A 19,285-nucleotide genomic window follows, 5' to 3' on the forward strand; every position below is an offset into this window, starting at 1 on the left:
AGGGCCAGCACCCAATCTCTAGTGAAGGCCTTTCCTCATGCGCGCCGAAGCGCAGGCTCATGTCGACCAGATCAATGCCGCGCTCGAACTCCTGCGCCGGTTCCTCGATTGGGACCGCGCGCTGAAGCGTCTCGACGAGTTGAACGCCAAGGTCGAGGACTCCACACTTTGGGACGATCCCAAGAAGGCGCAGGATGTCATGCGTGAGCGGCGCCGGCTCGACGAAGCCATCTCCGCAACCCGTGCGATCGAGCGTGAGCTGACCGACACGGTCGAGCTGATCGGAATGGCCGAGGCCGAGGGCGACGAAGCGCTTGTCGATGACGGCACGCGCGCCCTTGGCGATCTCGCCGAGCGCGCCGAGCGCGACAAGGTCGCGGCCCTGCTGGCAGGCGAGGCCGACGCCAACAGCAGCTATGTCGAGGTCAACGCGGGCGCAGGCGGCACCGAGAGCCAGGACTGGGCCGAGATGCTGCTGCGCATGTACACGCGCTGGGGCGAGCGGCACGGCTACAAGGTCGAGATGATCGACCACCACTCGGGCGAGCAGGCGGGCATCAAGTCCGCCACCATCCTGATCAAGGGTGAGAACGCCTACGGCAATCTCAAGGTCGAGAGCGGCGTCCACCGCCTTGTCCGCATCAGCCCGTACGATGCCAACGCCCGCCGCCACACCAGCTTTTCCAGCGTCTGGGTCTATCCGGAAGTCGACGACGACATCGACATCCAGATCAACGAAGCCGAGCTGCGCATCGACACGTACCGCGCGTCGGGTGCCGGCGGGCAGCACGTGAACACGACCGACAGCGCAGTGCGCATCACGCATATCCCCACGGGCATCGTGGTCGCCTGCCAGAACGAGCGTTCGCAACACAAGAACCGCGCCTCTGCGTTCAAGCAGCTCAAGGCGCGTCTCTATGAGGCCGAGCTCCAGAAGCGCGAGGCCGAGGCCAACGCCGCCAACGCTGCCAAAACCGACATCGGCTGGGGCCACCAGATCCGCAGCTACGTTCTCCAGCCGTACCAGCTGGTGAAGGATCTGCGCACCGGCGTGACCTCGACCAGTCCCAGCGACGTACTCGACGGGGATCTGGACCGGTTCATGGCCGCCGCTCTGTCGCAGCGGGTCACGGGCGAGCGCGTCGAGGTCGAGGATGTCGAATAGGGCGCTAGCCGCCCTCCTTTTCGCATCAGCCGGTCTGGCGTCTTGCCGCCAGGCTCCGGAAACACCGCAATTTCCGAAGGCGCATCGCGAGGTGGCGCCGATCGTCAACGATGCTTTCTCGACCGAGGACGCGCGCGACCGTCTTGGGGAGGCGGAGCGCGTCATTCATCTCGCCGGTATCCAGCCCGGAATGTCGGTGGCCGACATCGGTGCGGGCGAGGGCTATTACACGGTTCGCCTGGCGCCCGTCGTCGGCAGGCGCGGACGCGTGCTCGCCGAGGACATCGTCCCTCAGACGATCGACGCGCTCGGTCAGCGAGTTCATCGCGAGAGCCTCGACAATGTCGCAATCGTGCTGGGTGAGCCGGACAACCCGAAGCTTCCGGCGAACTCCTTCGACCGCATCTTCCTCGTCCACATGTACCACGAGGTGGAGTCGCCCTACGCCTTCCTGTGGCACTTGCGGGAAGGCCTGAAGCCGGACGGTCAGATCATCGTCGTCGATGCCGACAGGGCCCCGATGCGTCACGGAATCCCGCCTCGCGACGTGAAGTGCGAGTTGGGTGCGCTGGGCCTTAAGCTCGTTCACTTCGAGCCGATTGCGGCGGGTGAAGCCTATTACGCGGCATTCAAGATTGCGGGGCCGCGCCCGGAGCCTGATCAGATCCAGCCATGCAAGGGCAGCTAGAGTAGGCCGAGGCTGCGGAAGCTGGTGCACTCGCCTCCGCCGAAGACCAAATGGTCGATGAGGCGACAGTCGATGGCTTGTGCGGCGCAGGCGAGGTGCCGCGTCGCGAGGCAATCGCTTAGGCTGGGGCGAGGATCTCCGCTCGGGTGGTTATGCGCGAGCAGCAGGCCGGAACTACCGCGTCGAAGCGCGTCCGCGATGATGGTTCGCACGGGAAGACTCGACGCGCACTCGTCGCCGACTTTGCTAGCGAGGTGAAGGCAGTTGGCTGCCCGGTCCAAGTGCGCCACCCACAGAACCTCACAAGCTGGATCGGACTCGCCAAAGCAGCTCGCAAAGAAGGCCCGGGCTGCGGCGAATCCCTCCAGCTTGAGTGGTTCGGCACGCTGAAAGCGCATCCGAGTCAGTTATGCGGGTAACGGCTGCGCGACGACTCCAAGCGAGTCCCTTTTGGAGTGCAGATTTTATCCACTACGGATGTAGTCGACGGACTTGTTTGCAGGCCCGAGCGGATTAGTCTCGAATCCGATGCAGCAATACCTCGATCTCATGCAGCGGATTCTCGACGAAGGTGTCGAGCAGCAGGACCGGACCGGCACGGGCACGCTTTCGCACTTCGGCGCCCAGATGCGGTTCGACCTTCGCGACGGCTTTCCGCTTCTGACGACCAAGAAGCTGCACCTCCGCTCGATCATCGTCGAGCTGCTGTGGTTCCTGCGCGGCGACACCAACATCCGGTGGCTGAAGGAGCGCAAGGTCAGCATCTGGGACGAATGGGCGGACGAAGAGGGCGACCTGGGTCCGGTCTACGGAAAGCAGTGGCGCAGCTGGGAGACGGCGGACGGCCGCCACATCGACCAGATCAAAAATCTCATCGACCTGATCCAGCGCGATCCCTCATCGCGGCGGCAGATCGTCACGGCCTGGAACCCGGGCGAGATCCATCGCATGGCGCTCGCCCCGTGCCATTGCCTGTTCCAGACGCAGGTCGCGGGCGGGCGGCTGAACCTGCAGCTCTACCAACGCAGCGCCGACTTCTTCCTGGGCGTTCCCTTCAACATCGCGAGCTACGCGCTGCTGACGCACATGCTGGCGCGCGAGACAGGGAATGAGCCGGGGACGTTCGTGTGGACCGGCGGCGACGTCCATCTTTACTCCAATCACCTGGAACAGGCGCGGCTTCAGCTCTCGCGCGAGCCGCGCTCGCTGCCGCAACTGATCCTCAAGGATCGCGGCCAGTCGATTTTCGACTACGAGCCCGAGGACTTCGTCTTCGAAGCGTACGATCCTCACCCGCACATTTCCGCGCCAGTTGCCGTCTGAGCCAAGCCGAATCTTCGAAAATTTCGGCTGCGCAATGGCACCCATCGGCTGAAAGCGCGTTCAAACTGACATCAATAGAGGAGTGTCCTGATGATTCAGAAGCTCGTGACGGCTGCGCTTATCACGGCGGCCCTTGCCACGGCTGCCTGCAACACCGTTCATGGTGCTGCGTCGGACGTCAATTCGGTTGCGAACTGCACTGAAAATGCCATGAACGGCGGCAAGTGCTGAGTATCTGCGCGTAATCCGTTCAATCTCGATGAAGCCCCGTCGGCCTCGCTGACGGGGCTTTTTCACGGCTGCTGAGTCTTTCGGGGCACGCGTTGTTAATCCGGCAGACAGTCGACAAGCCGGATGCATGACGCCATTGTTGTTTCGGGTTCGTAAGGAGGGTGGAATAATGACTTCGAAGCTGGTTACCGCGATTCTGATCGGAACATGCATGGCCCTTGCCGCATGCAACACGGTCCGCGGCGCTGCATCGGACGTCGGCTCGGCTGCCAATTGCACGCAGAACGCGATGCACGGCGGTCGCTGCTAACCGCGCAGCAATCCTAAAACGAAAAGCCCCGCCGGTTTGCGCCGGCGGGGCTTTCTTTTTGCCTAGGGAGGCCAGCGACTACTCGGTGAGGTAGTCGCCGGCATCCGCATCGGTGCCGTGGCCGCTCGGAACGACCTCGGCCAGCGGGTCGGGACCCGTTCCAGCCGTATCGTCACGAACCGAGCGCGCCTTCTCGGCAGCGCGAAGCTCATCCGCGGATTCAGGAGCGACAAGCGCTTCCTGCATCCGGCGGTGGGTCGCCCGCAGAGCCGCGTCACGGCTGGTCGCCGCAACCCGAAGCTCCTTCATGCTCGAGCCCGTGCCGGCCGGGATCAGGCGTCCGACGATCACGTTCTCCTTGAGACCCGTGAGCGTGTCGCGCTTGCCCTGCACGGCGGCCTCGGTGAGGACGCGCGTGGTCTCCTGGAACGACGCCGCAGAGATGAAGCTGCGGGTCTGCAGGCTCGCCTTGGTGATGCCCAGGAGAACCGGCTTGCCCTGCGCAGGCTTCTTACCCTTGCCGAGACGGGAGTTGATCTCGTCCATCTCCTCACGGTCGACCTGCTCGCCCTTGAGGAGCGTGGTGTCGCCGTCGTCGGTGATCTCGACCTTCTGCAGCATCTGGCGAACGATCACCTCGATGTGCTTGTCGTTGATCTTCACGCCCTGCAGTCGATAGACCTCCTGGATCTCGCTCACGAGGTACTCCGCGAGTGCCTCGACGCCGAGCGCCTCCAGGATGTCGTGCGGATCCGGCGAGCCGCCTACGAGGTTGTCGCCCCGCTTCACGTAATCGCCTTCCTGCACCTCGATCACGCGCGATTTGGGCACCAGCTCCTCATGCGGAGAGGAACCGTCGTCCGGCACGATCGCGATCTTACGCTTCGCCTTGTAGTCCTTCAGGAACTGCACTCGGCCGGAGACGCGGGCGATGATCGCCTTGTCCTTCGGAGTGCGCGCCTCGAAGAGCTCGGCAACGCGCGGCAGACCACCGGTGATGTCGCGGGTACGCGCGGCTTCCCGCGGCATACGGGCGAGCACTTCGCCGGCTTCGACATGCTGGCCGTCCTCGACCGCAACGATGGCACCCGGGGCGAGGCGATAGACGCCTGCCTCTTCAGCCTTGCCGCCCGTGAGGGTCAGCCGCGGATGGAGCGAGTCCTTCTTCGACTTGCCCATGTCGTCGGTGACGACGCGCTGAGCGATACCCGTGGACTCGTCCGTCTGCTCCGACATCGTCCGGTTCTCGATGAGGTCCTGGTACTTCACGGTACCGGCACGCTCGGTGATGACCGGGCTGAACGACGGATCCCATTCGGCAATCCGGTCGCCCTTGCTGACGATGTGTCCGCTCTCGCACAGCAGGTGGGCCCCGTACGGTACGCGGTGGGTCGAAAGCTCACGACCGTCCATGTCGAGGATGGCGATCTCACCCGAACGCGACAGCGACAGGTGGCGACCGCGCGGATCGATGATCGTCGGCATGTCGCGAAGCTCGATGGTGCCGTCGACCGGCGCTTCGAGGTTCGACTGCTCGTTGAGCTGCGCCGCGCCGCCGATGTGGAAGGTCCGCATCGTCAGCTGCGTGCCCGGCTCGCCGATCGACTGGGCGGCAATGACGCCGACAGCCTCACCGATGTTCACCGGCGTACCGCGAGCAAGGTCACGGCCGTAGCACTTGCCGCAAACGCCCTGCTTCGACGCGCAGACCAGCGGTGAGCGGATCTTCACGCCCTGCAGGCCGGCAGCCTCGATCTGGGCAACCATCGCCTCGTCGAGCAGCGCGCCCTCCGGTATGATGACCTCGCCCGACTTCGGGTCAACCACGTCCTCGGCCATCGTGCGGCCCAGCACGCGCTCCGCGAGCGAAGCGATGACGGCGCCGCCCTGTACGATCGCGCGCATTTCCAGCGCACGCTCGGTACCGCAGTCGTCCTCGATGATCACGGCGTCCTGCGACACGTCGACGAGACGGCGGGTCAGGTAACCCGAGTTCGCCGTCTTTAGCGCCGTGTCCGCCAGGCCCTTGCGGGCGCCGTGGGTTGAGTTGAAGTACTCAAGGACGGTCAGGCCTTCCTTGAAGTTCGAGATGATCGGCGTTTCGATGATCTCGCCCGACGGCTTGGCCATGAGGCCGCGCATGCCGGCAAGCTGCTTGATCTGAGCCTGCGAACCACGAGCGCCCGAGTGGGCCATCATGTAGATCGAATTCAGGTCAGCCTGGCGGCCGTCCGGACGCTTCGGCGTTGCCGAAATTTCCTTCATCATCGCGCTGGCGACCTGGTCACCGCAACGCGACCAGGCGTCGATCACCTTGTTGTACTTTTCCTGCTGGGTGATCAGGCCGTCCTGGTACTGCTGCTCGTAATCCTTCACGAGCGCGCGGGTCTCGTCGACCAGCTTCTCCTTGTCGGCCGGGATGACCATGTCGTCCTTGCCGAAGGAAATGCCAGCGCGGAACGCGTGGCGGAAACCGAGCGCCATGATGGCATCGGCGAACAGCACCGTCTCCTTCTGACCAGTGTGGCGATAAACGATGTCGATGACGTCGCCGATCTCCTTCTTGGTCAGGACGCGGTTGACCGTCTCGAAGGGCACCTTGTGGCTCTTCGGCAGGGTCTCACCGAGGAGCATGCGGCCCGCAGTGGTCTCGAACCGCTTCATGTAGGTGTTGCCCTCCTCGTCCGTCTGCGGGACGCGGCTGACGATCTTCGAGTGCAGGGTCACCGCACCGGCGGCGAGCGCCTGGTGGACTTCCTGCATGTCGCTAAGCAGCATGCCCTGGCCCGGCTCATCCGCCTTCTCGAGCGAAAGGTAATAGAGACCCAGGACCATGTCCTGCGAGGGGACGATGATCGGCTTGCCGTTCGCGGGGGACAGGATGTTGTTGGTCGACATCATGAGCACGCGCGCTTCCAGCTGGGCCTCTAGGCTCAGCGGGACGTGAACGGCCATCTGGTCCCCGTCGAAGTCGGCGTTGAACGCGGCGCAGACCAACGGGTGAAGCTGGATCGCCTTGCCCTCAATGAGGACCGGCTCGAAGGCCTGGATGCCGAGACGGTGAAGCGTCGGCGCGCGGTTCAGCAGAACCGGGTGCTCGCGGATCACCTCGTCGAGGATGTCCCAGACTTCCTTGCGCTCCTTCTCGACCCACTTCTTCGCCTGCTTCAGCGTCATGCTGAGGCCCTTGGCGTCGAGGCGCGAGTAGATGAACGGCTTGAACAGCTCGAGCGCCATCTTCTTCGGCAGGCCACACTGGTGAAGCTTGAGCTCCGGACCGGTCACGATGACCGAACGGCCCGAATAGTCGACGCGCTTGCCGAGCAAGTTCTGACGGAAGCGGCCCTGCTTGCCCTTGAGCATGTCGGACAGCGACTTCAGCGGACGCTTGTTGGCGCCCGTGATCGTGCGGCCGCGGCGGCCGTTGTCGAACAAAGCGTCGACGGCCTCCTGAAGCATGCGCTTTTCGTTGCGGACGATGATGTCCGGAGCGCGCAGCTCGATGAGCCGCTTCAGACGGTTGTTACGGTTGATGACGCGGCGATAGAGGTCGTTCAGGTCCGACGTCGCGAAGCGGCCGCCGTCCAGCGGAACGAGCGGGCGGAGCTCCGGCGGGATGACCGGAATGACTTCCATGATCATCCACTCGGGACGGTTGCCGGACTCGAGGAAGCTCTCGACGACCTTGAGGCGCTTGATGATCTTCTTCGGCTTCAGCTCGGACTTGGTCTCGGCCAATTCCTTGAGCAGCGCTTCCTTCTCGCCCTCGAGGTCGAGATCCATGAGCATCTGCTTCACGGCCTCGGCGCCGATGCCGGCCGAGAAGGCGTCCTCGCCATATTCGTCCTGGGCGGCGAGAAGCTCGTCCTCGGTGAGCAGCTGGAGGCGCTCGAGCGGGGTCAGGCCCGGCTCAAGAACGACATAGCTCTCGAAGTACAGGATGCGCTCGAGCTGCTTCAGCTGCATGTCGAGAAGTAGGCCGATGCGGCTCGGAAGCGACTTGAGGAACCAGATGTGCGCGACGGGCGCGGCGAGCTCGATGTGGCCCATGCGCTCGCGGCGGACCTTCGAGACGGTGACCTCGACGCCGCACTTCTCGCACACGATTCCCTTGTACTTCATGCGCTTGTACTTGCCGCACAAGCATTCGTAGTCCTTGATCGGGCCGAAGATGCGCGCGCAGAACAGGCCGTCACGCTCCGGCTTGAACGTGCGGTAGTTGATGGTCTCCGGCTTCTTGATCTCGCCGAACGACCAGCTGCGGATCTTCTCCGGGCTCGCGATGCCGATGCGGATCTCGTCGAACGTCTCCGGCTTGGCGATCGGATTTGCGAATGGGGTCAGTTCGTTCATCTTGTTTCTCTTCCTCTAGTCCCCTCGGTTCCTGAGAGGGGCAGGGACGGGGTGGCGGGGCCGAAGCCCCGCCGATTTCGTGTCGTTACTCCGCTGCGAGCGCAGGCGGCTCCGCGTCCGGGTCCACGACGCTGTCGAGGTCGACGTTGAGGCCAAGGCTGCGCATTTCCTTCACGAGAACGTTGAAGCTCTCGGGGATGCCCGCCTCGAACGTGTCGTCGCCCTTGACGATCGCTTCGTAGACCTTGGTACGGCCGACGACGTCGTCCGACTTCACGGTCAGCATTTCCTGAAGCGTGTAGGCGGCGCCGTAAGCCTGCAGTGCCCACACCTCCATTTCGCCGAAGCGCTGTCCGCCGAACTGGGCCTTACCGCCCAGCGGCTGCTGGGTGACGAGGCTGTACGGCCCGATCGAACGTGCGTGGATCTTGTCGTCCACGAGGTGGTGGAGCTTCAGCATGTAGATGTAGCCCACGGTCACCTGACGGTCGAACGGATCTCCGGTGCGGCCGTCGAACAGAGTCACCTGACCCGAAGTGTTCAGACCGGCCTTGTCGAGCATGGCCGAGACGTCGCTTTCGCGGGCACCGTCGAACACCGGAGTGCCCATCGGGATGCCGCCGACGAGGTTGGAGGCCAGCTCGATCACTGCATCGTCGTCACGAGCGTCGATATCCTTGGCGTAATTGTCGCCGTAGATATCCTTCAGCTTCACGCGGAGCTGCTTGGCGTCCTTGCCCGCGACGTCCTTGCCGCGCTCATGGATCCCTTCGAGCATCTCCTGGATCTGCTTGCCGAGACCGCGAGCCGCCCAGCCAAGGTGCGTCTCGAAGATCTGACCGACGTTCATGCGCGACGGCACGCCGAGCGGGTTCAGCACGATGTCCACCGGAGTGCCGTCCTCGAGGAACGGCATGTCCTCCTGCGGAAGGATGCGGCTGATCACGCCCTTGTTGCCGTGACGGCCGGCCATCTTGTCGCCCGGCTGAAGCTTGCGCTTCACGGCGACGAAGACCTTGACCATCTTGAGCACGCCCGGCGGCAGCTCGTCGCCACGCTCCAGCTTCTCGACGCGGTCGTCGAAGCGGCGGGTGATGACGTTGGCAGCCTCGTCGTACTGGCCCTTCAGCGCCTCGATGTCCGCCTGGCGGGCATCGTCCTTCACCGCGATCTTCCACCAGTCGTGACGCTCGGTCGCCTCGAGAGCCGCATCGTCGAGGGTCGCGCCCTTCTTAATGGTCTTCGGAGCAGCCGTGGCCACCTGGCCGAGCAGCATTTCCCTCAGACGCGCGAAGGTCGCACGGTTGAGGATGGCGCGCTCGTCGTCGGCGTCCTTCTTCAGGCGGTCTTTTTCCTCGGCCTGGATGGCACGAGTACGGTCGTCGATGTCGATGCCGTGACGGTTGAAGACGCGGACCTCGACCACGGTGCCGGACACGCCCGGGGGCAGGCGGAGCGACGTGTCGCGCACGTCCGACGCCTTTTCACCGAAGATGGCGCGGAGGAGTTTCTCTTCCGGCGTCATCGGGCTCTCGCCCTTCGGCGTGATCTTGCCGCACAGGATGTCGCCCGGCTCCACTTCGGCACCGATGTAGACGATGCCCGCCTCGTCGAGGTTGCGAAGCGCTTCCTCGCCGACGTTCGGGATGTCGCGGGTGATGTCTTCCGGCCCGAGCTTGGTGTCGCGGGCCATGACCTCGAACTCTTCGATGTGGATCGAGGTGAAGACGTCGTCCTTCACGATCCGCTCGGAGATCAGGATCGAGTCCTCATAGTTGTAGCCGTTCCACGGCATGAACGCGACGAGCACGTTCCGGCCGAGCGCGAGCTCACCGAACTGGGTCGACGGACCGTCGGCGATGATTTCCCCGGCCTCGACCGTGTCACCGACCTTCACCAGCGGGCGCTGGTTGATGCAGGTGTTCTGGTTGGAGCGCTGGAACTTCATCAGCGTGTAGATGTCGACGCCCGATTCGCCCGCGCGCAGGTCGCCGGTGGCGCGAACGACGATACGGGTCGCGTCGACCTGGTCGACGATGCCCGAACGGCGAGCGCCGATGGCCGCGCCGGAGTCACGCGCAACGGTCTCTTCCATGCCGGTGCCGACCAGCGGTGCATCCGCCTGAAGCAGCGGCACGGCCTGGCGCTGCATGTTCGAGCCCATCAGAGCGCGGTTGGCGTCGTCGTTCTCGAGGAACGGGATGAGCGAGGCCGCGACCGAAACGAGCTGCTTCGGCGACACGTCCATGAGGGTGATCTGATCGCGCGGGGCCATCAGGAAGTCGCCGGCACGACGTGAAGAGACGATCTCTTCGCCGAACGTGCCGTCGGTGTTGAGCTCAGCGTTCGCCTGCGCGATCGTGTGCTTCGCCTCTTCCATCGCGGAGAGGTAGACGACGTCCTTCGTCACCTTGCCGTCGACCACGCGGCGGTACGGCGTCTCGATGAAGCCGTACTTGTTCACGCGGCTGAAGCTCGCGAGCGAGTTGATCAGACCGATGTTCGGGCCTTCCGGCGTCTCGATCGGGCAGATGCGGCCGTAGTGCGTCGGGTGAACGTCGCGAACCTCGAAGCCCGCGCGCTCGCGGGTGAGGCCGCCCGGCCCGAGGGCCGATACGCGACGCTTGTGCGTTACTTCCGACAGCGGGTTGGTCTGGTCCATGAACTGCGACAGCTGCGATGAGCCGAAGAATTCGCGGACCGCGGCAACCGCCGGCTTCGCGTTGATCAGGTCGTTCGGCATGACCGTCGACACGTCGACGCTGCTCATGCGCTCTTTCACGGCGCGCTCCATGCGGAGCAGGCCGATGCGATACTGGTTCTCCAGCAGCTCGCCGACAGAACGGACGCGGCGGTTCGCGAGATTGTCGATGTCATCGATCTCGCCCTTGCCGTCCTTCAGGTTCACCAGCTCCTTGACGACCGCCAGGATGTCCTCGCGGCGAAGGGTCGTGACCGTGTCCTCGACGTCGAGGCCCAGGCGCATGTTCAGCTTCACGCGGCCAACCGCCGAAAGGTCATAGCGCTCGGGGTCGAAGAACAGGCCGTAGAAGAGCGCATCCGCGGTTTCCCGGGTCGGCGGCTCGCCGGGGCGCATGACGCGATAGATATCGGCAAGCGCCGAATCCGCTTCCTCGTTCTTGTCGGCCTTCAGCGTGTTGCGGATCCACGGACCCGTGTTCACGTAATCGATGTCGAGCAGTTCGAGCGTCTTCACGCCCGCCTTGTCGAGCTTCTCGAGGTTCTCCGGAGTGACCTCGTCACCGGCCTCGATGTAAATCTCGCCGGTCTTGTCGTTGACAAGGTCGTGTGCGGAGAAGCGGCCGAAGATTTCCTCGGTAGGAACGACGAGGGCCTTCAGGCCGTCCTTGGCCGCCTGGTTGGCGCGGCGCGGAGTGATCTTCTCGCCGGCCTTGAAGACGATCTCGCCGGTTTCGGCGTTGGCCAGGTCGTGTAGCGGCTTCTGGCCGCGCCATGCGTCGGCAACGTAGGGGATTTCCCAGCCGTTCTTGCCTCGGACGTAGCTGACCGTGTTGTAGAAGAGGTTGAGGATTTCCTCCGGCCCTAGCTGCAGCGCAAGCAGCAGAGTCGTGACCGGCAGCTTGCGCTTGCGGTCGATGCGGACGTTGACGATGTCCTTGGCGTCGAACTCGAAGTCGAGCCAGCTGCCGCGATAGGGAATGACGCGGGCCGCGAACAGGAACTTGCCCGAAGCATGGGTCTTGCCGCGGTCGTGGTCGAAGAGGACGCCCGGCGAACGGTGCATCTGGCTGACGATCACGCGCTCGGTGCCGTTGACGATGAAGGTGCCGTTCTGCGTCATGAGCGGCATGTCGCCCATGTAAACGTCCTGCTCCTTGATATCGATGACCGACTTGGTCTCAGTCTCGGGATCGATCTCGAAGGTGGTCAGGCGCAGGGTGACGCGCATCGGCGCGGCGTAGGTCAGGCCACGCTGGCGGCACTCGTCCGTGTCGTACTTCGGCGGTTCGAGCTCATAGCGGTCGAAGTCCAGGTGCGCGGTGCCGGCGAAATCCTCGATCGGAAAGACCGAACGCAGGGTCTTCTCAAGGCCGGAAACGTAACCGGTCGCGGGATCGGAACGGAGGAACTGCTCGTAGCTCTCGCGCTGAACCTCGATGAGGTTCGGCATCTCGGAGATTTCGTGGACGTTGCCGAAAATCTTCCGGATGCGCCGCGAGTTGGTGGAACGGCTCTTGGCCGGTGCGTCGATCGCCTTGGTCGCCATTGTCTTCCCTGCGCTGGAGCCGAAGCTCACGCATAGGAAGCGGGAGCCCAGCTCGGTTCTCCGGCGTTGACCGGAGTGGAGTTTGGAGCGCTACCCCCGTTTTTCCTCTCCAATGCGTTCGGTCCGTGCGCTTGTCGGACCCTGTCCCGGAGAGGACGGGAAAAGCCCCGGGCGCACGTCACCGTGCGGCGGAGCCGTCTATTTGTTGGATGGAACCGATATAATCCTATTTCCGCCCTTGTGAAGGGGCAGGTGTAGGATTTTTGCGGAACCCGGCCGCCGGGCCTTCGGTTGGCAAGTCGTCACCAGTTCCGAGGGCCCCATGCGTACCAGCCTTATCATTGCCGCGACCATCCTTCTCGCCGCGTGCGGCAAGTCGAACGAAGAGCAGCTGCAGGAAGCCGCCAACCAGTCCGATCCTGCGTCCGCTGAAGTTCTCAACAATGCCGCGGAGGCTGGAACTCCACCTCAGGAGGCGCTGCAGGAAGCGGGCAATGCCGCGGCCATGACGAACACGGACACGACCCCGCCGTCGGCTCAAGCGCGGCCCAATACGCCGGACCAGCCCAACCCACCCCAGTCCGGCCAGCCCATCGAGAAGACCGTCACCAACGGGCAGTAGCCATTCCATTGCCCGGTTTCTGAGCTTGTTCTAACCCGTACGCGGGGGTGGGGATGGCGAACAGCCGCGCGGTCGGTTTCCGGTCAGTCTTGTTGGGCGGGGAGGGTCTCGTTGGCGCCGCGATCCTCGCGGTGTTCCTTTACCTTGCCCTGACCCAGTCCATCCTCAATGACGGCGACACGAGCTGGCACCTCGCCACCGGCAAGCTGATCCTCGCCACCCGAGCCATTCCGCACGTCGATCCCTTCTCCTTCACCTTCGCCGGACACGCCTGGACCGCGCACGAGTGGCTCGCCGAGGTTCTCATGGCGTTGGCGTTCGGCGCCGGCGCTTGGGCGGGCCTGACGGCGCTCTTCGCAGCCGTCATTGCGATCACCCTGACGCTCTTGGCTCGCCAGCTCCTGCGCTGGCTACCGCTTCGATACGTACTGCTCGGACTTGCCGGGATCGCGGCCGTATTGGCGCCTTTCATGCTCGCGCGGCCCCACGTCCTGACCTGGCCAATTCTGGTGCTGTGGGTCTCAGCCCTCATTCGCGCCCGGGAGCGGCATCGTGCTCCGCCGCTCGCCTGGGCGGGTTTGATGATCGTCTGGGCGAACCTTCATGCGAGCTACCTGATGGGGCTCGCCATCGCCGCGGCCTTTGCGCTGGAGGCGCTGCTGCAGGAGCGGGACCGCCGACGGGTGATCATCGAATGGGGAGCGTTCGGGCTGCTTTCGGCCGCGTTGGCCTTCGTGACCCCGCACGGCATCCAGGGCTTCCTCTATCCCCTGCAAGTAAGCGGTATGAAGACATTGCCGCTCATTCAGGAGTGGCGTTCAAGTCGCCTCCCCGACGATCTTCTGTTCTTCATTCTGCTGGCCGCGGCGGCCGTCGCCGCAATCCTGCGGGGCCGAGAGCTCGGACTAGTCCGATTGGTCCTTCTCGCCGGACTGGCGCTGATGGCCGTCCTTCACTCGCGCCATCAGCCGCTCTTCGTTCTGGTGTCCGCTTTGGTCCTGCCGCCAACCGAACGCCGCGCAGAAAGCGGGGGCAAGGCGCTCATCTGGCTAGTGCCGGTCATCGCCGCAGCAGCGCTCATCCGATCCGCCTTTCCGGAGACGCGAGCCGATAGCGGAACCTATCCAGCGAGGGCCCTCGCCGCCATTCCGCCGGAACTCCGCACCCAGCCGGTCTTCAACAGTTACAGCTTCGGCGGCCCGCTCATTCTCAACGGCATCCGCCCCTACATCGATGGTCGGGCGGACATGTACGGAGACGCTTTCACCGCCGACCACAATGCCATGGTCCTCGGCGACGGCGCAGCATTCGAGCGCGCGGTGCAGCGCTTCGGTGTCCACTGGACCATGCTACAGCCCGGATCGCCACTGATCCCCGTCCTGGACCACGACCCGCGCTGGAAGCGAGTCTACGCCGACCGCTGGGCGGTCATTCACGTGAGAACATAGAAAAGGGGCGGCCCCAGCGGAGCCGCCCCCTCTCTTGTAGCTTGAAGCTGGTAGAAGCTTACTTGAGCTCGACGGTGCCGCCGGCTTCCTCGATCTGCTTCTTGATCTTCTCGGCTTCGTCCTTGTTGACGCCTTCCTTGAGCGCCTTCGGAGCGCCTTCGACCAGCGCCTTGGCTTCGCCGAGGCCGAGACCGGTGATCACGCGAACTTCCTTGATCACGTTGATCTTCTTGCCGCCGTCGCCGGTGAGGATGACGTCGAACTCGGTCTTCTCTTCAGCGGCCGGGGCAGCAGCGCCGCCGCCAGCAGCCGGAGCAGCCGCGACAGCAGCCGCAGCGGAAACGCCCCACTTCTCTTCGAGGGCCTTGGCGAGATCCGCAGCCTCGAGAACGGTCAGTTCGGACAGCTGGTCGACCAGCTTAGCAATGTCAGCCATTTGATACTCCTTTGCGGGGCTTCAGCCCCATGTGTCGTGCGTTGTTTGAAAAGGTCGGCCTTAGGCAGCCTGAGCCGCATAGGCACCGAAGACTCGGGCAAGCTGTGCGCCGGGCTCGTTGACGGTGCGGGCGATCTTGCTCGCGGGCGCCTGGATGAGGCCCACGATCGTCGCACGCAGTTCGTCGAGCGACGGGAGGGCGGCGAGCGCCTTGATCCCGTTCACGTCGAGCACGGTGTCGCCCATTGCTCCGCCGACGATTTCGAACTTGTCGTTCGTCTTGGCGAATTCCACCGCGACCTTGGCGGCCGCGACAGGGTCGGTAGACGTTGCAAGCGCGGTCGGGCCCTTCAGAAGGTCCCCGATCGGGCTGTAACGCGTGCCGTCCAGCGCAATGAGTGCAAGCCGGTTCTTCGCAACTTTATACTGGGCGCCGGCGTCGCGCATCTTCAGGCGCAGGTCCGTGGACTGCGCCACCGAAAGACCGTTGTTGCGGGTGACCACAACCACGCTCGTCTCGGTGAAGACGTTCTTCAGCTCGTCGACCAGATCGGCTTTTTGCGAACGATCCATGCCAACTCCGTATTCCGCTCGAATTGCTTCGAGCGAGGTTCAACAAAACCTGAGCGAAGCCGCTCAGGCACTCGTGTCCGTGGGGAGTTGGTTTCGATGGCGTTGCATGCAACGCACGACGAAGCGGCAAGCGCTTCGAATGATTCCTGTCCCCGTCTAGGCTGCAAATTAAGGGGCGAGCCCCAGCAACTGTCTCGGACGGTTGCGCGCGCCCGAAGGCTCACGCGAGGAGCGCCAGTTAGACGAGAGCGCTCAGAAGTCAAGTGGTGGAGCAAAGTGGGACGGGCGTCGCTAACACCGAAATTCACCTATGTTGACAGCGAGTTAGATGAGGCGGAGCATCCCCTTTCTCGACTCGGGGCCTTGGAACAGGGGGATCTACAATGCGCGCATCATGGGTGCTGTACGCGTCGGCTGCTGCCATTCTTGGAGTTGCCAGTCCGGCAAGCGGGCAAGGACCGGACGCTCAATCGGACGCGACTCTCGCGAAGATCAGCAACCAGTATATCTGCACGTTCGACCGCTCCATGCCTGGGGCGAGCGTGCGCAACGAAGCCAATAAGGCGGCGGGCCCGGTGCTCGGGCAGGTGCTCCACACCTACGAACATTCGATCAAGGGCTTCGCAGTCCGGGCCGCAGCGCTCTCTAACGGACGCAGCCCGATCGCCGAGATGCGGGCGAAGAACCCGCGGATCACCGGATGCGAAGAAGACCAGGTGATGCGGGCGGTCGTCGCGAAGCCTTCGGGCAAGCCTGGAGGCGGCGGCGGGTCGGAACAGACACCTTACGGCGTCACGATGGTCAGGGGCGGCACGACGGACCAGTCGAACTCCGGCAAGACGGCATGGGTCATCGATACCGGCATCGACTTTACCCACCCCGATCTCAACGTCGATGTCGCGCGCAGCGTCAGCTTCGTCGGCGGAACGGGTAGCGACCGGAACGGCCATGGCACACACGTGTCGGGAACGATCGGCGCGAAGAAGGACGGCAAGGGCGTCGTCGGCGTGGCTCCGGGCGTGAAGCTCGTGGCAGTCCAGGTTCTCGGCGCGAGCGGCTCGGGATCGACCTCGGGCGTGATTGCCGGCATCGATTATGTCGCCGACCACGGCATCGCCGGCGACGTGGCGAATATGAGCCTGGGCGGCGGCTATTCGCAGGCGCTGAACGACGCGGTCGTCGCAGCGTCCAGCAAGGTGAAGTTCGCGCTCGCAGCCGGCAATGAAGGCGACAACGCCAACAACCATAGCCCGGCCAGCGCGAACGGACCGAACATCTATACGGTCGCGGCGGTGGACTCCGCGAAGACGCTCGCGTCCTGGTCGAACTACGGCAAGCCGCCGGTCGATTACGCCGACCCGGGCGTAAGCATCTATTCGACCTACAAGGGCGGTGGATACGCGACCTTGTCTGGCACCTCGATGGCCACGCCGCACATGGCTGGTGTGCTTCTACTGGGTAACGTGTCGAACTGCGGCACCTCGTCCGCAGCCCCCGATGGATCGACCTACTCCATCGGTTGCCACTGATCGAAAGCTGCGCGCCGTTGGGGCGGCGCGCAGCTTTCGCTTTTTGCCTTGCGCGTAATCGTTTAGCTTCCACCTCGCACGTGGGGGAACATTCGTGTTGGACGTGGGGCGGGAACTAAGCACGCCGAGAGCAGGGCTCAAAACTTGGAGCCGAGCGCTTCGCGTTCACCAATGGTCGAAGAACCTGCTGGTCTTCGTACCGGCCCTCCTGTCGATCCCCTTGCTCACGACATTCCAGGCGCTGAACACCCTAATGGCGTTCGTGGCGCTCTGCGCGGTCGCTTCGGCGACCTATGTCGTGAACGACGTCGCGGATATGCCTCACGATCGCGAGCATCCATCGAAGAAATCGCGGCCATTCGCGAGCGGCGCTATCTCCGTAGTGCACGGCGCGATCGTCGCTGCGCTGCTCGCCTCGCTTGCGACCGCGCTCGCGCTTGCGCTGCCCGTGCAATGCGCGCTGACGCTGCTGGTCTATGCGGCTGTGTCGCTTGCTTATTCGTTCCAGCTGAAGCGGGTGCCACTCCTCGACGTCATCTGTCTCGGCTTCCTCTTCACGGTGCGGATCGCGGTGGGCGCCTCCCTGCTTCCGAACAGCTCACCCTATTGGCTCTACGCCTTCTCCATGTTCTTCTTCACGAGCCTGGCCTTCGTGAAGCGCTATACGGAGCTGGCGCAGGCGGTTCAGAGCGAGCGCGCATCGCTTCCCGGACGAAGCTATCAGTCGGAGGACCTGCCTCTGGTTCTCGCGGCCGGGCTCGGTACGGCCCTCTGCTCGATCGTCGTTTTCCTGATCTACCTCGGCGCGCAGCATTTCGACGGGAACTTGTTCCGCAATCCCGGCTGGCTCGGCCTGTCGGTGGCGGCGCTCGCCTACTGGATCCTGCGCGTGTGGCTGCTGGCGCTTAGGGGCCAGATGCATGATGATCCGGTCGTCTTCGCCCTGAAGGACCGCGCGTCCTACGCTCTGGGCGTCCTGGTCGGAGTGTCATTGTTCCTCGCATGGTAATCGCTCGTCGCGCAGAACAGGTGCTCTCCTGGGGGCGGTGCCACCGCTTCGATCATGTCCGGCTGATCCCCGGCACCATCGACGAGGCGCGAGAAGCAGTGCGCGGGGAAGGGCCCGTGCTGCCGTTCGGGCTCGGCCGGTCGTACGGAGACTCCTGCCTCAACGACAATGCGGTGCTCATCGACACGCAACGCCTCGACCATTTCGTGAGCTTCGATGAGGCGAAGGGCGAGATCGTTTGCGAGGCGGGGGTGTCGCTCGATGCGATCCTCGCCCTGCTTGCCACGAAGCCTCAGACCGATGGCTATTGGTTCCTGCCGGTCGTGCCGGGCACAAAGTTCGTGACCGTCGGCGGAGCCATCGCCAACGACGTCCACGGTAAGAACCATGAGGTTGAGGGCACCTTCGGCCGCCACGTGAACTGGTTCGACCTCGCCCGTTCGGACGGGCAGCTTCTTCGCTGCTCGCCTGAAGAGAATGCGGAGCTGTTCGCAGCTACCATTGGCGGACTGGGGCTGACCGGTCTGGTCACGCGCGCGTCAATCCGCTTGATGAAGGTCCCCAGCCTGATGCTCGAGGTGGAGGACATCCGCATTCGCAACCTCGACCATTATTTCGAGGTTGCCGAGGAGAGCCGTAGTGGCTGGACTCATCACGCCGCCTGGGTCGATGTGCTCGCCGAGGGCAAAGCAGCAGGGCGCGGCATCTACACGCGCTCGCGCTTCACAACGTGCGAGAACTCAAAGGAGGCGAAGTCCGGCGGCCCGCGCGTGCCGGTCGAAGCGCCGTCCTGGGCGATCAGCCATCCGACCATCAAGCTGTTCAACGCCGTCTACGGACGCAAGCTGTTCGGCGAGATGCGCAGAACGGAATGCACGCCTTACGGCCCCGTGTTCTTTCCCCTCGATGGCGTCAGCGATTGGAACAAGATGTACGGGCGCGGCGGCTTCTATCAGTACCAATGCGTCGTTCCGAAGGATCTTGCCCGCGAATCCACGGCTGCATTGCTGCCAACAATCGCGGAGGACAGGCAGGGCTCCTTCCTCACGGTCCTGAAGGAATTCGGAGACATCACCAGCCCGGGCATGCTGTCCTTTCCGATGCCCGGCACGACGCTTGCGGTCGACTTTCCCAATCGCGGCGAGCGGACGCTGGAGCTGCTCGACAGGCTCGACGCCATTACGCTGGACGCGGGCGGTCGCGTCTATGCGGCGAAGGACGGCCGGGCATCAGCCGAAATGCTCGTGCAGGGCTTTCCGAAACTGGAAACCTTTCGGCGCTACGTGGACCCGGCCTTTTCATCGACTTTCTGGAGACGCAGCGCTGGCACGCGATAGTTCTTCGGCGCT

At 64.0% G+C, this 19,285-nt stretch carries 15 protein-coding genes; 10 read left to right on the forward strand and 5 right to left on the reverse strand.

Features of this window, described 5'->3' with window-relative positions:
• Positions 1–37 precede the first annotated feature (37 nt).
• Both prfB and LZ016_RS01285 read left to right on the forward strand, forming a co-directional pair.
• Positions 38–1,165, forward strand: coding sequence for a peptide chain release factor 2 (gene prfB / locus LZ016_RS01280; protein ID WP_241445296.1), 1,128 nt, complete (start codon positions 38–40; stop codon positions 1,163–1,165).
• Positions 1,155–1,853 (forward strand): class I SAM-dependent methyltransferase, encoded by a 699-nt coding sequence (locus LZ016_RS01285; RefSeq protein ID WP_277622485.1) that lies wholly within the window; start codon positions 1,155–1,157, stop codon positions 1,851–1,853. The genes prfB and LZ016_RS01285 overlap by 11 nt, the downstream gene beginning before the upstream one ends.
• Here the strand turns inward: LZ016_RS01285 and LZ016_RS01290 are convergent.
• Entirely contained in the window at positions 1,850–2,251 is a 402-nt protein-coding gene (locus LZ016_RS01290) for a JAB domain-containing protein (protein ID WP_241445300.1), read from the reverse strand. The two genes, LZ016_RS01285 and LZ016_RS01290, sit on opposite strands and share 4 nt — an antisense overlap.
• A 130-nt stretch (positions 2,252–2,381) precedes the next feature.
• On the opposite strand from LZ016_RS01290, the gene LZ016_RS01295 reads away from it, so the two are divergent.
• The 3 genes from LZ016_RS01295 to LZ016_RS01305 all read left to right on the forward strand — a co-directional run bounded on the left by LZ016_RS01295 (position 2,382) and on the right by LZ016_RS01305 (position 3,717).
• Positions 2,382–3,176 carry a thymidylate synthase gene (locus LZ016_RS01295; RefSeq protein WP_241445303.1) on the forward strand — a complete coding sequence of 265 codons (795 nt, stop codon included), beginning with the start codon at positions 2,382–2,384 and terminating at the stop codon, positions 3,174–3,176.
• A gap of 90 nt (positions 3,177–3,266) precedes the next feature.
• The gene (locus tag LZ016_RS01300) at positions 3,267–3,407 is read left to right on the forward strand and encodes an entericidin EcnA/B family protein (protein WP_241445304.1); all 141 of its coding nucleotides are present in this window, start codon (positions 3,267–3,269) and stop codon (positions 3,405–3,407) included.
• Between the two features lie 169 nt (positions 3,408–3,576).
• Entirely contained in the window at positions 3,577–3,717 is a 141-nt protein-coding gene (locus tag LZ016_RS01305; RefSeq protein WP_241445306.1) for an entericidin EcnA/B family protein, read from the forward strand.
• A gap of 78 nt (positions 3,718–3,795) precedes the next feature.
• Here the strand turns inward: LZ016_RS01305 and rpoC are convergent, their stop codons facing one another.
• Together rpoC and rpoB are read right to left on the reverse strand one after the other, a co-directional pair.
• Entirely contained in the window at positions 3,796–8,070 is a 4,275-nt protein-coding gene (rpoC, locus tag LZ016_RS01310; protein WP_241445308.1) for a DNA-directed RNA polymerase subunit beta', read from the reverse strand.
• A gap of 85 nt (positions 8,071–8,155) precedes the next feature.
• Positions 8,156–12,319: a DNA-directed RNA polymerase subunit beta gene (rpoB, locus tag LZ016_RS01315; RefSeq protein ID WP_241445310.1), complete on the reverse strand. Its 4,164-nt coding sequence runs from the start codon at positions 12,317–12,319 to the stop codon at positions 8,156–8,158.
• Between the two features lie 322 nt (positions 12,320–12,641).
• Here rpoB and LZ016_RS01320 point away from each other — a divergent pair, with 322 nt between their 5' ends.
• Together LZ016_RS01320 and LZ016_RS01325 are read left to right on the forward strand one after the other, a co-directional pair.
• Complete coding sequence (locus tag LZ016_RS01320; RefSeq protein WP_241445311.1) at positions 12,642–12,941, forward strand: hypothetical protein; 300 nt, start codon at positions 12,642–12,644, stop codon at positions 12,939–12,941.
• A gap of 53 nt (positions 12,942–12,994) precedes the next feature.
• Entirely contained in the window at positions 12,995–14,389 is a 1,395-nt protein-coding gene (locus tag LZ016_RS01325) for a hypothetical protein (RefSeq protein ID WP_241445312.1), read from the forward strand.
• Positions 14,390–14,447: 58 nt separating this feature from the next.
• Here LZ016_RS01325 and rplL read toward each other — a convergent pair whose 3' ends face one another.
• On the reverse strand, positions 14,448–14,825 hold the full coding sequence (rplL, locus tag LZ016_RS01330) for a 50S ribosomal protein L7/L12 (protein WP_241445313.1): 378 nt from the start codon (positions 14,823–14,825) through the stop codon (positions 14,448–14,450).
• Positions 14,826–14,885: 60 nt separating this feature from the next.
• Complete coding sequence (gene rplJ / locus LZ016_RS01335; RefSeq protein ID WP_241445315.1) at positions 14,886–15,398, reverse strand: 50S ribosomal protein L10; 513 nt, start codon at positions 15,396–15,398, stop codon at positions 14,886–14,888.
• A 383-nt stretch (positions 15,399–15,781) separates the two neighbouring features.
• Here rplJ and LZ016_RS01340 point away from each other — a divergent pair, with 383 nt between their 5' ends.
• From LZ016_RS01340 to LZ016_RS01350, 3 genes are all read left to right on the forward strand, one after another.
• Entirely contained in the window at positions 15,782–16,927 is a 1,146-nt protein-coding gene (locus tag LZ016_RS01340) for a S8 family serine peptidase (RefSeq protein ID WP_241445316.1), read from the forward strand.
• A gap of 94 nt (positions 16,928–17,021) precedes the next feature.
• Positions 17,022–17,936 carry a UbiA family prenyltransferase gene (locus tag LZ016_RS01345; RefSeq protein WP_241445318.1) on the forward strand — a complete coding sequence of 305 codons (915 nt, stop codon included), beginning with the start codon at positions 17,022–17,024 and terminating at the stop codon, positions 17,934–17,936.
• Positions 17,930–19,273 (forward strand): FAD-binding oxidoreductase, encoded by a 1,344-nt coding sequence (locus LZ016_RS01350; protein ID WP_241445320.1) that lies wholly within the window; start codon positions 17,930–17,932, stop codon positions 19,271–19,273. The genes LZ016_RS01345 and LZ016_RS01350 overlap by 7 nt, the downstream gene beginning before the upstream one ends.
• Positions 19,274–19,285 lie beyond the last annotated feature (12 nt).

This window comes from Sphingomonas telluris (assembly GCF_022568775.1).
GTDB lineage: Bacteria > Pseudomonadota > Alphaproteobacteria > Sphingomonadales > Sphingomonadaceae > Sphingomicrobium > Sphingomicrobium telluris.